The sequence below is a fragment of the Colwellia sp. Arc7-D genome, assembly GCF_003061515.1.
GTDB lineage: Bacteria > Pseudomonadota > Gammaproteobacteria > Enterobacterales > Alteromonadaceae > Cognaticolwellia.
Map to the genome: position 1 here is coordinate 1,746,940 of NZ_CP028924.1, position 14,841 is coordinate 1,761,780.

General features: G+C 36.0%; 11 protein-coding genes and 1 pseudogene. 5 read left to right on the top strand and 7 right to left on the bottom strand.

Features of this window, described 5'->3' with window-relative positions; all coding sequences use genetic code 11:
• Window positions 1–161 precede the first annotated feature (161 nt).
• The 3 genes from DBO93_RS07600 to DBO93_RS07610 are packed head-to-tail and all read left to right on the top strand — an operon-like array spanning window position 162 to window position 2,653.
• Window positions 162–620: a hypothetical protein gene (locus DBO93_RS07600; protein ID WP_108455778.1), complete on the top strand. Its 459-nt coding sequence runs from the start codon at window positions 162–164 to the stop codon at window positions 618–620.
• 16 nt (window positions 621–636) lie between these two features.
• Window positions 637–1,590, top strand: a complete 954-nt coding sequence (locus tag DBO93_RS07605) for an MvdC/MvdD family ATP grasp protein (protein ID WP_108455779.1) — start codon at window positions 637–639, stop codon at window positions 1,588–1,590.
• Window positions 1,583–2,653 (top strand): hypothetical protein, encoded by a 1,071-nt coding sequence (locus DBO93_RS07610; protein ID WP_108455780.1) that lies wholly within the window; start codon window positions 1,583–1,585, stop codon window positions 2,651–2,653. The genes DBO93_RS07605 and DBO93_RS07610 overlap by 8 nt, the downstream gene beginning before the upstream one ends.
• 358 nt (window positions 2,654–3,011) lie before the next feature.
• Here the strand turns inward: DBO93_RS07610 and DBO93_RS07615 are convergent, their stop codons facing one another.
• Genes DBO93_RS07615 through DBO93_RS07640 form a run of 6 tightly spaced genes read right to left on the bottom strand, consistent with a single transcriptional unit; the run spans window position 3,012 to window position 12,438 of the window.
• Window positions 3,012–4,439 (bottom strand): tyrosine-type recombinase/integrase, encoded by a 1,428-nt coding sequence (locus tag DBO93_RS07615; RefSeq protein ID WP_108455781.1) that lies wholly within the window; start codon window positions 4,437–4,439, stop codon window positions 3,012–3,014.
• Window positions 4,436–6,571, bottom strand: coding sequence for an ATP-dependent RecD-like DNA helicase (locus tag DBO93_RS07620; protein ID WP_108455782.1), 2,136 nt, complete (start codon window positions 6,569–6,571; stop codon window positions 4,436–4,438). The genes DBO93_RS07615 and DBO93_RS07620 overlap by 4 nt, the downstream gene beginning before the upstream one ends.
• On the bottom strand, window positions 6,571–7,335 hold the full coding sequence (locus tag DBO93_RS07625) for a hypothetical protein (protein ID WP_108455783.1): 765 nt from the start codon (window positions 7,333–7,335) through the stop codon (window positions 6,571–6,573). Before DBO93_RS07625 ends, DBO93_RS07620 begins: the two co-directional genes overlap by 1 nt.
• The gene (locus DBO93_RS07630; RefSeq protein WP_108455784.1) at window positions 7,328–8,332 is read right to left on the bottom strand and encodes a hypothetical protein; all 1,005 of its coding nucleotides are present in this window, start codon (window positions 8,330–8,332) and stop codon (window positions 7,328–7,330) included. The genes DBO93_RS07625 and DBO93_RS07630 overlap by 8 nt, the downstream gene beginning before the upstream one ends.
• Window positions 8,319–10,397: a hypothetical protein gene (locus DBO93_RS07635; RefSeq protein WP_108455785.1), complete on the bottom strand. Its 2,079-nt coding sequence runs from the start codon at window positions 10,395–10,397 to the stop codon at window positions 8,319–8,321. The genes DBO93_RS07630 and DBO93_RS07635 overlap by 14 nt, the downstream gene beginning before the upstream one ends.
• Before the next feature lie 10 nt (window positions 10,398–10,407).
• The gene (locus DBO93_RS07640) at window positions 10,408–12,438 is read right to left on the bottom strand and encodes a hypothetical protein (protein WP_108455786.1); all 2,031 of its coding nucleotides are present in this window, start codon (window positions 12,436–12,438) and stop codon (window positions 10,408–10,410) included.
• 558 nt (window positions 12,439–12,996) lie between these two features.
• Between DBO93_RS07640 and DBO93_RS07645 the strand changes: the two genes are divergently transcribed.
• Window positions 12,997–13,599 (top strand): hypothetical protein, encoded by a 603-nt coding sequence (locus tag DBO93_RS07645; RefSeq protein WP_162533746.1) that lies wholly within the window; start codon window positions 12,997–12,999, stop codon window positions 13,597–13,599.
• Window positions 13,600–13,758: 159 nt separating this feature from the next.
• Here DBO93_RS07645 and DBO93_RS07650 read toward each other — a convergent pair.
• Window positions 13,759–13,959 (bottom strand): annotated as a pseudogene (locus DBO93_RS07650) (integrase); the annotation flags it as partial.
• A 264-nt stretch (window positions 13,960–14,223) separates the two neighbouring features.
• Between DBO93_RS07650 and DBO93_RS07655 the strand changes: the two are divergent.
• Window positions 14,224–14,841, top strand: a complete 618-nt coding sequence (locus DBO93_RS07655) for a hypothetical protein (protein ID WP_108455788.1) — start codon at window positions 14,224–14,226, stop codon at window positions 14,839–14,841.

Consider the following 14,841-nt stretch of genomic DNA (forward strand, 5'->3'; position numbering starts at 1 on the left):
TTAAATATTTATGTCTGCTTATGTCTGGAGAGCATACCTAATTTATAGATAATTCAGCTATTCGATATGTTTTACCATGTTACTGATATTTATCAGTAACATGGTAAAACATCTTATATCTGTATAGAATATTGCCTATTTAATAGTGTAGAGGATGGATTATGGAAATGAAGACCAATACCAACATTAAGCTAGAGCCTTATTTAATGAGGTACTCTGTTTTGAGAACTAGTGAAAGTGAGCTTCCTGGGTATTACTCACCAAACCTTGATGTATGGGTGATAGACCAAGATCAATCACAGATACCTGTGATCAATGTATGTAATAGAGCTGAGCTTACGACAAAAACAAAGGTAAGTGAGGAACAAGATGATCAGTCTCTATGCTTCCTTGAAACATTAACCAAAACTGATGTGCAGCAAGAGCGTGATGATGCTGACTTAGAAATGAGTCACCTATTAGAATTAACGACAAAAACACATACCAGCACAGAAAGTGACGATAATTATATGCAGCTAAATCATTTACTTGAGCTTACAACAAAAACAAGAACATTTCATGAGAGTGATGATAACACTGATATAGATTTATTATTATCTCCTTTTGAAACTCAACAATGAACACTCTAGAATTAAAATGATATTACTCGTCACAAATCAGCGCGATATAACTATGGACTATATTGTTTTGGAGTTACAACGAAGAGGTATTAAATACTTTCGTTTAAATACAGAACTTTTGCCAAAATATAAATGCACCATGTCCTATCAGAGCCGTCAGGATTGGAGCATAAGAACTCCTAACGGGGAAGTATGTGGTAATGATATTACATCAGCATATTTTAGAAGACCTGGAATGCCAGTCATTGAATCTATTATTGGAGATGAAGCAGTATCTTATGCTGTAGCCGAATGGCAAAGTTTATTGAAAAGTTTATATATGAGGCTAGACGGACTATGGCTGAACTCTCCGACTAATATCATTCTTGCTGAAGATAAACCCTTACAATTGTTATTAGCTCATGAACTTGATTTTAATATCCCTGCGGCTTGTGTGACAAACGATTTAATTTCAGCCAAAAAAATCAGTTCTAAGCATAATGTTATTGGTAAGCCACTTCGGCAAGCACTAATAACAGGCGTTCAAGAAAGTGTGATCTTCACGAATAGATTGAATAAGTTTACCGATAATGATGAAAGTGCATTAGCTTTAGCCCCAATTATTATCCAAGAAGAAATAATAAAAAAATATGATGTTAGAGTTACCGTTGTTGGTAAAGAAATATTCCCAGTTGCTATATTTTCCCAAACGAATAAAGAAACAGAAGTTGATTGGCGTAATGGTGCCAGAACCGATTTAAAGCACTCTAAAATAACCTTACCTGTAAAATTAGAGAGAAAGTGTTTTCAGTTAGTTGAGAAGCTTAATTTAAAGTATGGTGCAATTGATTTCATTTGTGATGTTGATGATAAATATTGGTTTTTAGAAATCAATCCTAATGGCCAATGGGCTTGGATAGAAAACTTAACTGGCAGCAAAATTACAGATTCTATTATCCATGAGCTTACGAAGAGTAATACTTTTGAGTAAACTAAAAGCAATAAGGGAGATAATATTTCCACTGTTAGAAAAACCGTCTCCAGAACAAATTCAAGATCAAAGAAATAAGCTCGGAGATGACGTTCTACGCATTAATTCTACCGATTGGAATAAAAATGCAGATTTAATTCATACTGATACTGTGAGACTTTATCAAGAGGAGTGCCAGAGAAAATCTTCTGCTGATGTTAAAGCTGGGATATACCTAGCGGCTGTAACTGCCTTTGCTCCAGTTTTAGTCTCAATGATCCCCAAGTTATTAGTATTTAATCATTATATATATCTAGTATATTTATCTCTTGTTATATCGCTATTAGCGACATTTTATCTTTTGATGTCTGGCTATTGGGCTTTTAAAACTTTAAAGGTTTCTGTTTCATATCGTTTAGATATAGGTGAATTGATAGAGATAAATAATAACGCAAGGCCCAAGTGTGCTTATATTAAAGATATGATGACAGTAATTACTCATAATAAAATAGCTGTTAATAGTAAAGTTACTTGTATAAAAATGGCTCATGAGTATCTACTCAGAACTTTTACCATGTTCATCATATTATTATTGATGCAAATAACATGGCAAGAAACTAAAGCTTATATAACTCCAAACTTAAATAAAAATATAAAAGAAAACGTAAAAAAAATAGACACTAAATTAAGCCCCAAATTTACTATCGATTATCTGGGGTATATTGGCCCTTTTACAACAGCAAAAACAGAATTACAAACAAATAGAGTAGTTGAAACAATTAATTATCAATTAAAATCAATGCTGGATGAAAAATTACGTTTAAATATTAATATTAAAACTATTCTTCTAATAGGCATTACTGATCGTAGAGCATTAAAAAATGAAGCTAAAAAAGAGTGGGGATCAAATAAATATCTTGCAGAGGCTAGAGCTAATAAAGTAAAAACTGAATTATTGAAGCTTTTAAAGGATAAGGCTTACCAAAGCTTAAAAGGAATTCAAATTTTACAAGTACCTTACGGACCAACATATAAGAATGACTTTTCCAACGACAGAAAAGTAGATATTTATTATGGGTATTAACTTTTTGTATAAAATTACCTCTGCTTTACTCACTAAACTGGAACGTTTAATGTGTTTTTTAATAAAATAGACTTGGGCTACACCACGAGGTTATGTTTTTAATTATCAAAAATTATGCGTAGTCACATATCATCAATGAACCCAATTTCAAGCATGATTTCTAGTTACATAAAGGGCTTCGCCAGCCCCTCTTGTGCTTCGCCCAATTCACCCTGTCAGGTATTTGACAACGGGCATGACGATGCTATTCTTATAATGCAACACAGGGAGAGGTCCCGATGGTTGTAACGGGCATGACCCATCGCAAGGTGGGTTTTGTTTTCCCCTGCCTTTACAGGCTAAAGACTCTATTTTGAGCTTATCCCATTTTACGATTTATTTTGTCTAATAAATTACTGCCCGTCATATGTTCCTCCATATTTTTTACAGCACGTTCCATAGAAGAAAGTCCATTAGATAATACCTTGTTGCCTTTTATAAGCTCATCGTGATGTTTCCTAGATGTAGATAGTGCTGAATTCAATAACATACTCAATTTTTCAGTTTGAATCATACGTTCAATAGTTTTCACATACATTCTGGTTGTTTTTACGCTTTGATGCCCTAATAGCTTCTGTAACATTAGATGTGCGTCTGCAACAAGTAATTCGTTAGTGTGTGATGCTGTTAAATTGTGTTCTTTAAGATAACGCCACAGCAATTGTGTTGCTCCTGTGTGACGCAACATGTGACTATGTATTTTAATACCTAGTGCTTTTGCCGTATCTTCAAATGCTTTTTGATATTCCCTGATAGATACCGGAGTGCCATTCTTGTTAAGCCAACAGAATCGCATTTGTGGAGTCCTGTGCTTATTTTCAGCCCATATTGTATTACAGTACCCATCCTGATATTTTTTAAAACGTTGCTCATAATTGCAAATGCTGGATTTAATGTATTCATCATTAAATATTTTGTGAACTGAAATAGAGAGTTTTGTTGTTTTTATTTTCCCCCCTTTCGCTATGTAATGTAGGTCTTGCATACGAATTCCACCATTTTTAGCTACGCGTTCAGCTAACGCATAAGGTTTAAAGTGAGGATTAAGTTTGTTATGAGTTAGTGGGAAATTACGGACTAATCCTTCAATTCGCATTAATGTAGCAAATTCACAATATGCCATCACAGCATAAACTTCATCTATTCCACAGAGATGTTCGTAAATTTTCCAAAAATCTGTCATTGAAATAACTGAATCTACATAGTCATCTTTAAATTCTTTGTTTGTCTCATCTATAGCCGTTTCTTTCTCACCCTCATAATTATCTGTATAATTAGTATGCGATATGAAATTATCATCTTGATCTCCTTTTTGTTCTACTTCTATTGTATCCGGCATATACATCATATGATCAACATCTGTCGCAGTTAAAAATCGGTAAAAGTTACGCCAGGATTTCACATATTGTTCGATTGATACCTCTTTCCATTCCGCAGCACGTAAACTCTCTATGATTGGCACCATGTTGCCTTCATATGATGCAGAGCAATAATGAATACCGACCTTTACTATTCCATCAGGATCTTGATACTTTTGCTGTGCCAAAAGATTAATAAAATAACTGATACGGTGTGCATCATTCCCAATCGTCTTTTTGCTTGCATTACGTAATGTATGATGAATGAATTTGCTGTATTTCTTTCTGAACACTAGGAAGTCCAAAAGATGCGTATTAACTTCGTTAGTATCGGCATTATATGGAATTGGTATCCCAGTAGAATCTCTATGCTCCAGTTCAATTATCATAGGTCAAACCCCACAGAAATATTTTCAAACCTAAATCCTCGATCCAATACGTTTTGAATGGCACCTTTCTGCGCAAGTAATACGACTTTATCTTTGGCGCGAGTAATGGCTGTGTAAAGCCAACTTCTTTCTACCAAGGAAAAATCCTCAACAACGACAATCGCAACATTGAATTCACTTCCTTGTGAGCTGTGACAGGTCATAGCGTAAGCATGTTGCAACATATATATTCCCTTGGAATTATTTTGAATTTGCTCCAACATAAGTTCTTTAGCGCCTTCGATTGAAAACGTCACATGCATGGTTTCAGGGCCTTGCCCCGTTATCGTACCAGTACTGCCATTGACTAATCCCAAATCCTTGTTATTTTGCTTATAAATGACTTTATCGCCAATGCGAAATTGGGGAGCAACTTTAATAATTTTATGACCTTTAGATAACAAGTTATGAAGTGCGGTATTTGACTCAGAAACAGTTATTTTTCGAGCCGCTATAATGTGTGCTTCGTTATCATTATAGGTATTCGTATAGTATTGCCGTTGTAGAAGGTTTTGTAATTCTTCAGAAGATTCATATTCAATGATTTGAACATTGTCATTGTCTTGAGGCACAATTCCTTTTTTGATTTTTTCAGCCGCATCAACAATACCGACATTGCTTCTGAAATTGATGGTCAACTCAACCCTAGGAACCACATCTGACTTTACAAGCTTATGGTATATCAAGCCTATACCAACGGGTGCTAGCTGCGCCCAATCGCCAATAAAAACGAGACGTAACGCTCTATTCTCGAACACCGTAAGAATACGGTACATTGATTGCAAATCAACCATACTTGCCTCATCGATATGCACCACAGGTGTCTGATACCGATCTAAAAATGAATCATTTTTTTCAATTTCATTTAGCAACCCTGCGATTGTAAAAGCATCGTCCTCTGTCTGCTGTATCAAGCGTTGACTTGCTTTACCTGACAATGCAACTTGAAGGACATCATTACCAGATTGTTTAATTAAATCATTAGCGCAAAACAGAACTGACGTTTTTCCTGTGCCAGCTCCGCCACTAACGACATTAACGGCATTGGTCAAAATCATTCTAACTGCGTTTTTCTGTTCATAGCTCAGTTTATGGCCTTGCAGCACATAATTATCCAGAACATCATCGCTAATTACGATAGGTAAAATGTTATTGTTAAGCCTTTCGCGTAATTGTTGTGTGACATAGTTTTCCATGATCGTTGTACCGGGGAGGGCAAACTTCCTATGATACAAACGCTCATTATCAGGCATATTTTTTGGACAAGATGATTCTGACACGACAATGCGTGGGTTTTCTTTTGTTCCCGCGACCACTGCTGCTTTCAATGCATCAAACATCAGCTCAGGTGTGCCGACAAGCTTAGTTAAGGCATCAGCAAAGTCGAGTGGAGCAACTTGTGTGCTGCCTTTTTTTAATTGTCTGAATAAAATTTCTTCTACCGCACAGATCAGTCTGCGACTATCATTTTTTGGAATCTTCATTGAAGTAGCAAATCGCTCTGCTAGTGCAAAGGTTGAGAAAGCCCAAACTCTATAGGGATCATCTTGTAGTTTCTTTACGGTATCTTCACCATAAAAGCTATATGCTTTTTTAGCCACTTGCCTCAACCGCTTCCGTGAAGAGACTGGGGTATTTTGTAACACCGAATCCATAAATTCGAGCAACTGAACTTTACCTGATTGTTTACGCCAATTATTGCAAATTACTGTTGCAACTGATCTTGAAATTCTAGGTATAGAGGACAGTACATCAATATTATCAGACTCTATTAAAATGAGTAGTTCATCAGGAAAATGACTCATCAGGCGCTTAGCAATTGCAGGACCAATTCCAACACCTGTCATTAAAAAATTGGCAAGTAGTTCATGGGTCACTGGAGTACAATCAATCTCATCGGCATGTATTTGTTCCCCCCAAATGGCATGTTTTATCAGTCTTCCTCGTACATGGATATGTTCATTTTTTTCAACGTACAAATTAGCATTTGTAATTACCACTTGAATCGAATCTTGCTTGGTATTCAACACAATGACTTGCTTATTTTTATATTCAAAAACAATCTTGCTGACCGTACCTGTTGAACTTTTCATTAGCGAATACTCTCGGCTTTAATTGCATCACGACCAGCACCCAACGACTCTTTCTTTTTATATTTCAATTGCTCAATTTCTTTTTCAAGATCAAGTCGAGTTTCTCGTTCTTCAACCAGTTGTTCTTTGCTTTCTTTTAGCTCTTTGCGTAGTCGAGAAATAACTTTTGATTCCATGGTGTCGGACATTTCATCTGTAGCAGAAGTACTCGAATAATCGAGGGTTTGCAACTCTTTGTTCACCATCTTTACATCAATAATAGCGCATAATTCTTTCACTTCTTTTTGTGACATGGGCGCACCAGGATATTTCACCTCGTCTAGTGGCGTATCGATGAAATATGCCCAAATAGCGCGTCTGTAAAGGTTTCCCCTTAAATGCATTGGCCACTTGTAATCAGGTTCAGCAAGTCGTGCGTGAAGAAAATCAATGAGCGCCTTAGTATTTTCATCCTTTTCTTGAGTGCGATTTTTTTCAGCTAGTATAATATGACCTTTTTGTCTTAATTTGTCTTGAAAGGGCCTCACTTCATCCATAAATGACTGACGAATATTGGTATCTTTTATCTCATAGCCGACTAGTTTGGCAAGCTCATTTAAATCAACTTTAGTCCGTTTTTCGTTCAATATTTTTGCAATAATTTCTATGGGCTGTTCTATGAGATCTTCAAAGATTTCTTTGATCACTATTCTGCGCAATACACCTTTGGATTGTCTGTTTATCGTTCCTGCTTCAAATTGTTCAATTAGCTGTTGCTTATCCATGCCTTACCACCACAATTTCATTGAATTTCTCTTCCTTTAAATCTGGCCATTCTAACGCATTAAACTTGTCCTTAATTACTTGATCGGACATCTTTTTTCCTTGTATACGTAGGTTATTTCTCTCGAACAAAGTATCAAGTGGAGTAAGAAAAATAACACCGCAGATATGAATATCATTAGTGCGAATATATTGATTGATGATATTGAACCATTTCATTCTTTGAAAAGTACTAAGGTTAGTCGCATCGATAACGACAGGATGGCGATCATTCCAATATGACTTTGTATTATTCCTCCAGTATGATTTTCCTGCACACCCAGGACCTATGAGCATGTAAACTCTCATCGGCAATTCACGACACAATGCCTCATGCAAATCTTTTTCAGATCGTGCCCATGCTTTTGATCGCAAAGCTTCGTCATCGAAGCAATATCTACCGTTTTTTTCTAAATAAAGGTCTGGTGATACAAGTGCCACACTTGCAAAGTTAACTGTATTTGATGTGTTTTGCTTATTGGCCAGTAATGCCTGATGGGATAATTCTATTAAGCCATGATCCTTATCCTTATTACGATTTTGAAGTTTAGCTATTTTCTGGTAAAGGCCAGCCACCTGCTCTCGACTACTAATCAATTCCTTTTCAGCCTTAATTGCGCGATCTTTTTCTTTTTCTTTACGCGCTTCAGCTTTACCTAATATTGTATCTTCATGTGGCAGTTCATTGAATTTTTTTTGAAAATCTCGAATCTCATCACTCACATCAAGGTAACGTTTCTTGGTTGCAGCATCTTTAATTAATTTCTTTTTATCAAAAAAAGATTTGTGAATATCTGCTTTTTTTAGCACCTTAGCTGCTGATGCATCGGTTTTTAAACCTGTAATTCTGGCTATCGCACTTAATTCTATAAACGCAGATTTTAAATCGGCTATCCGTACATCATGTGAACGTTTATCGTATGGACGCTTTTCTTCATCTTGGTTATCACTTAACAACATTAAAGTATCTTTCTTCTCGCTCGTCACTATAAATAGTCATCAGTGGCGTGGCATACATGCTTACAAATACTTTTGCGTCTTCTTCTATGGTCGATTTTGGAACTATCACGTTACGATATTTGTAATAAAAATCAAAACTCTTGAGTAGTTCTCTCGACCATTTTTTACCCATTAATGCATCAGGACAATTGATCCCAATGCATTGAGCTGGATTCGGAAGAGTGCTCAGCGCATCTGTTATAGCTTTTTTAATCCCTGAAGATATTCGGTCCTGATTATTACTTTGTACCGCGCATGGACTATCTAATGTGTTGTTACAAGCTCGATTACATATCACTGCCATAGGGGTAAGCAGAGCGTATGTCTCGCCATTTCTCATATCATCTAAGAATATTTGGGTTAGCCGTTCTTCTAACGTTTGAAACATTTCCATTTCTGTCAAACTTTGGTTTTTTAATCGTAATTCCTGCTCAACTTTCGCTTTCATGTGTGCCGCGCCCTTGAGTAATCTTTCACCATTGCGACCACTGACCTCACCATACGTCACTGCATGAGCCATATCTTTAGCCATATCTTCAGTTAGTTTTAGCTGAAGATCTTCGCGTCTCTTCATGACTAGCGGGTTCCTGTAAATGTACTCGTTTGGCATTAACGGGTTACTGTGCCCAAATAAGCGCTTTAAAATAAAAATTGCTGCGTTGGAGTTTTCAGCAATGTAACCAGCAAGAGTGGCACGTATACAGTGAGCGGTTGCGTCTGCATCATCTTCTGCAATAGTTTTGATTGAAAAACCATAAGTTTTAGGAAGTACTTTTAAAAGATCGTTAAATGTACTCCCATATTGAATTTTACCCGGTTCATCATGAGTGGGATCGCTGCTATTTAATGAGTTACCTGTAACATATGTGCTGGGTGTTAATAGGAAATTACCAACAGAGGTGTAGCGAGCGCTTTCTAGAAGCTTTACCGCTTTATAAGTTGGTTCACCAACAGGAATGACAAGACGATTTTTAGTCTTTTTAATATCAGCGACCAACCACCACATCCCTTTATAACGCTTCGATGGCTGGCAACAGCCGATACGTAAATCACGCATATCAAAATTTCGTAATCCGGTTGATAGTAATATTATCCAGCTACAGGCACTCTTAACCAAATTGAACAAGTTAGTTATCCACTTACTTTTAATTGGGGCGTAATCACCGCTAACATTATGTTTACCGTATTCGACTGGCAATATTAAAGAAAACATATCTTTGTGCTTTTCTACAAGGTCCCTACATAGCTTACTAGTTTTGGCTCCATGTACATTTTCAAAACTAGCTATTAATGTATTAAAATCGTTAAAAAAAATGACTAGTTCATCATGATGATCTTCAACAATAGGTAGTGCGTTTTGAACGATGTTAGATACATTTTCAAATGGCATAGGAGCATAAAAACTGTTTTCTTTTATTACTCCAGTGACTTCTCTTTGCTGATCTATCCAAGCGTTAACCCCTATGCCTTGCTCACTCCAAGGTAAGCTTATTCCTGCCAAAAAAACGTCAATCCCCGCAAGATGTTTAAGATGTAAACAATTATTCAAAAAATCAAATGCGTCATTACTAATTCCGCCATTTTTTGCTAAACGCGTTTGGGCAATATTAGTTAATGCATCGGATTCCATTGCAGAGAACAGTAGGAATGGTTGATTACGCTCAGCACACATAATGTTATCCCATTGCCCCGAATTAACTATCTGGAGGACAAAAGACTTCAACCTTCTGCAAACCGTATTGACTGCATAACCATAGACCACCAAAAGTTGATAGCACACGACACGGCAAAGCAGCATTAGGGGGTAGTGAGCTTTGTTGGGAAATAACCTATTAAAATCTATTAATTGAACCTTACCTCTATTAACCATGAGCCAAATAGGATCAAGAAACAGCCCATCGTGAATAACTTTAGACATATCAATTGATTCATACTTAGACTCCAGCTCATCAAGGAGGTCCCATTGCTTTTTACCTATATCATATGGAGATTCTTGATTATTTAAAATTTTAATTTTAGTTAACATTTCAAACCTCTTATTGGAATTGTATTATGGCTGGAAGCAATGGAATACCATCTTTCATTGCTTTAGTTGCTTCATAATAGGCATGTTCAACAACTTCAATGCCTCGACCATGTTCATCGCCAAACCTATTTATGGTATCCAAAGCAATTTGTCGCCTATCCTCAAGTAAGTCACTGAATATCAATGGGTTTTTAATAGCCATTTCATTGTACTGCATGATACGGTAACAAATACTAGGTAAGTGCGCAGCGTAGACTTCGGAACGCTCACAACCGAGACACATGTCGTACTTTTTACATCTTTCAGCAATGGGAATATTATGCGTGGGGCGTGTATCATCTGTGCAGTCACACAAATAGACCTCTTTATTTGTTGTGGAACGCTCAGTGTCTTCGCAGACTTTACCTCGAAAGGCCATTGCCTTTTTAAGCATGTTGGTTGTCAGGGCAATAGTAGCAGCATTAATAACCTGATTTCCCATGCCCGTTTTCATGAGATAAGAAAATAAGGTGGTATCAAATTTTTCATGATTGAGTGCTTCACGTAACTTATTAATTAAATCTTCAATGCTTTTAACATCGTCAATTAATTCGAGTAGTAAGTGACCAGCAAAAGTTTTACGGAGTCTACTTGTTTGAATGCTAGTTAGTGGCATATCATCATCATCGAGTATTTCAAATGAAGCGCAGAATCTGTTATAGAACTTTCCAATTGCATTTATATCGATTGTAAAGAAATTATCTCTTCCAGGGTCATTTACTATGTCATCATAAAGTTTCATGTATTCAAAAATAGGGGAGTTGATCGGAATACGCATTGGTATCGGTTTGCTGCTAGTTACACCTCTACTCTTATAACCAACTACTCGAATTTCTTTTTGTGCTGCGGGTGTTGCTTCATCCACTCCAAGGTTTACGTCAAAATTTTCATACCAAGATTTATTTCTGTAGTTTCGTTTAATACTTACAATTGATTCTTGATTATTTCCTGTCGAAATCATCATGTAAAGTGCTAAGATAACAGCCATATTATCAGTCTTAAAAGATAGGTAATTGTTATATTTAGGGAGCTTTGATTTTGCATGACAGCTCCACATTTTGTCAGCCAGATATTTCGAATAGTTAGTAAAAAGACTCAATCCACCTAGCTCTATATAATCGTCCCTTTCTGCGACCTTTCGTATTAGATCACTTTGAGAGCATCTATGCTTGATCTTAGCTCCAGCTCGCTCTTGTTTTACTTCAAGTAAAAAATTTAAGAATAGCTTGTCATGTCCATCCTTGCCGCTCGTTAATAAACCTTTTAATATTGTGTCCTTCGATGAATACCTCTCTATATAATTTTCACCCAGACTCTCTTTAGTCGTTCTTAACATCAGTTCATAGCGCTTCTTCCAAATTTCCAGCTCATAAAAACAGCACGCCAACATCTGCATCATGACTCGATCAGAATAGTCTTTTTCGTCAAATAGAGTATCAAAGTCAAGCTCTTGAATAGGAGTTTGTTCCTGTCCAGAAAATCTTACTGATAAAAAATAAAACGATTTAGTTAAGGGATGAAGTGTTAATATTGTAAGAAAATGTTTTCTTGCATTCGTATTAATAACACTTGAAGAACTATGGATAAAGCCCACATACATAGAGAAAGTGATCTCTTCAAACGTGGCTGGAATTTTTTCTAGCTGAGCAAGATATTTAAATAAAGCTTCACATTGAGAATTAATATATTTTGGTGTTCTTGGTTTGTTAATATTGAAATGCTCAATTAATAACCGACAAAATGTTTCGGCTATTTCAAGGCCGACAATTATTTTACCATCACTGAAAATCTTAAATGTATTATCCCTAAGACCAATATTTATTCGACCTGAAATATTTTCAGATCTTGATTTTTTAGGTTCGAAAAAAAAACGAAAGTGTGCACATGTATAATAACGTTTATAGTCGGGTAATCCATCACCACCTTTTATTGCTAGCTGAGTTACATTAGGGACATGCAAAGCTGATGTTACTGTTACCCTGTCCTTTTTTTTCTTAGCCATTTTGAAGATACCTTTTTAAACTACATAATTTTACTTTTTATCTTGTTCTTCAATTCCTACTTTATATTTAACAGATTAGTTTAATTTAACCTTGTTAGCAATTACTTTTATTTATAAGGTATTGATTGTTATACATATATGTATAACAAAGCTTTAAAGTTAGTGAAGGTGATATTGATGTTTTATTACGTTTTTTCAATTATTTGTGGATCTTCACGAAGGATGATAATTCTTGAATAGTATTTTATGGGCCGTAGTAATATTGGTAAAATAATTGAAGTTCTTGCATAAAATTATTGAGGGAAGTTACAAAAAACGTCATAAAAAACAAGAAAACAATTGCAACTAAGTGCCTTGATGACATTAGCTTTTGTGAAGTCATAAACATATTAGGGACAATTTAAACCAAAATTCACAGCATGTTTGTGGGGCTGGTTTAAGCTCATACCTGCCTTTGGAATCCCATCTCATAACGCTAACTCTTGCCAGCAAGGGGAAATTTGTAATTTCTGCACTATAATTAGGATGTTTGATAAAAAAATTAAAGGAACTAATGCTATGAAAAAATTAAAAACACACCTAGCTGCTTTATTTGCACTACTTATATTGAGTTATCCTGTCACCGCTTTAGCAGAGTATTGCTTAGGATATGAAGAATCACTTCAAGTGTATTCGGATTCAATATCAAAAAGGGATGATGTTAGTTTTCTAAATAGAACCTATATAGGTAAAGCAACCGAGGGTAATACACTTCAGAAAATTGGTTGCAATGCAGGTCAAGGTGATAAAAGTCGGTTGACTATAGATTATCAACCAGTTCAAAATAAACAATTTTGTCGTCTAAATGTGGCGCAATCAACAGGCAATTACAAAGAATTAAATGGTGGAGGATCTTATTTTAAAATAACACCAACACACCCTGTAGAGCATCAATATCCAGATGGAAGGAAACAGCCACCTCGATACAGAGGATACCAGTTTATAATCGATGCAAGTGGGCATTATTCTCGCTCAAAAGCTGGTCAAATATTTTTCGATAGTATCACTGTGGTTTTTGTTGACTTTGCATTGTCATATGAAGAGTTGGCGGCAGCTGGCTGTACGCTATTGCCCAGAGGAAAAGCAATTGTTTTTGATAATGGCCGAGAATATACAGAATGATAACAACTTGAAGTATTAAAGGGAAAATTACTCTTATAAATAGTAGTGCTAAAAATCAAACCGCTTGGTGTAGTCGGGTTAATGGTCACTTTTCCACTAAGTGACTGACGGCAACGGTGGCGTTGTTGCCAGATACCAGTTATGGATCTGGCACAATACCTAAGAGTCGATACTCTTTGAAATCTCAAGAGCATCATCAACTTCAATCCCTAAATACCTAACAGTGCTTTCAAGCTTTCGATGACCTAGCAACAATTGGCACGCTCGTAGATTTTTAGTTTTTTTGTATATCAATGATGGCTTCGTTCTTCTCATCGTATGAGTTCCATATTGGGTTTGATCTAAACCAATCATGGAAACCCGAACTGCGGGGTCGGGTTCTTTGAAATGTCTGCAATGTCGGATCACTTGTCGCTAGATAAGCTAAGGCTAATGTCAGCAATCGTATCTTTGTTAACATTAAGCTAGTGATCATTAGAGACTTCGTCAACTAGGTTTTAGGGGAAGCTAACACTTACGTGTGCACATAAAATACATCATTCAAGATTTGCATATACCTAAACTTTAACTACAGTTATATAAATTTAATGGAGAAATATTTAAACTGTATAAGGATGTTAACCAATGCCTAACTTAATTAATTACCTCGATATCGATGATTTAGTTCGAAATCAGGCACACTTCCTCCCTTATGAAATTGAACTAGATAGGGTAATTAAGGTATATAAGGTGCCAGCATTATATGCCATTGAGTCACTATCTAGAACTATTAGTACGAAAAAACATCAAGAAAGTAGATATTTATACCCACCCACCCACTTATTAAAACGAGATGTAAAAGGTTTTTTATTGCTCGTAAGATCACACTCACCTCTAATTGAGAAAGAAACAATCATTGAAATCGATGACTTGCATCCCTCAGAAACATTTATTGCATTTAAACGCTGGAATGATTACACGTTAATTTACCCTGAAGAACATCAACCGGAAACAACATTAAATAAAGAGATTATCCCTCAACAAGTACAAGTATTTGATGAATCTCAATCAAACTCAAGGGGGCTTCACAGGATAAAATGTGAATATTGGGTCAAAGATAAGTGGAGAAAGTATATAAAACGTCTTCATTGCGCATATACAATAGAAGGTTGCATTTCACATTCATGCTCAGAACATTGCGAGGAGATGCAAGTCAATGAAAAAGGCAACGTCAAGGGCCTTCTTTGTAGATGCGGTGATTAG

Bases quoted from the DNA above. Each gene is read 5' to 3' on its own strand.
- DBO93_RS07600 (WP_108455778.1), top strand. From the start codon at position 162: ATGGAAATGAAGACCAATACCAACATTAAGCTAGAGCCTTATTTAATG.
- DBO93_RS07605 (WP_108455779.1), top strand. From the start codon at position 637: ATGATATTACTCGTCACAAATCAGCGCGATATAACTATGGACTATATT.
- DBO93_RS07615 (WP_108455781.1), bottom strand. From the start codon at position 4,439: ATGATAATTGAACTGGAGCATAGAGATTCTACTGGGATACCAATTCCA.
- DBO93_RS07620 (WP_108455782.1), bottom strand. From the start codon at position 6,571: ATGAAAAGTTCAACAGGTACGGTCAGCAAGATTGTTTTTGAATATAAA.
- DBO93_RS07625 (WP_108455783.1), bottom strand. From the start codon at position 7,335: ATGGATAAGCAACAGCTAATTGAACAATTTGAAGCAGGAACGATAAAC.
- DBO93_RS07630 (WP_108455784.1), bottom strand. From the start codon at position 8,332: ATGTTGTTAAGTGATAACCAAGATGAAGAAAAGCGTCCATACGATAAA.
- DBO93_RS07635 (WP_108455785.1), bottom strand. From the start codon at position 10,397: ATGTTAACTAAAATTAAAATTTTAAATAATCAAGAATCTCCATATGAT.
- DBO93_RS07640 (WP_108455786.1), bottom strand. From the start codon at position 12,438: ATGGCTAAGAAAAAAAAGGACAGGGTAACAGTAACATCAGCTTTGCAT.
- DBO93_RS07645 (WP_162533746.1), top strand. From the start codon at position 12,997: ATGAAAAAATTAAAAACACACCTAGCTGCTTTATTTGCACTACTTATA.
- DBO93_RS07655 (WP_108455788.1), top strand. From the start codon at position 14,224: ATGCCTAACTTAATTAATTACCTCGATATCGATGATTTAGTTCGAAAT.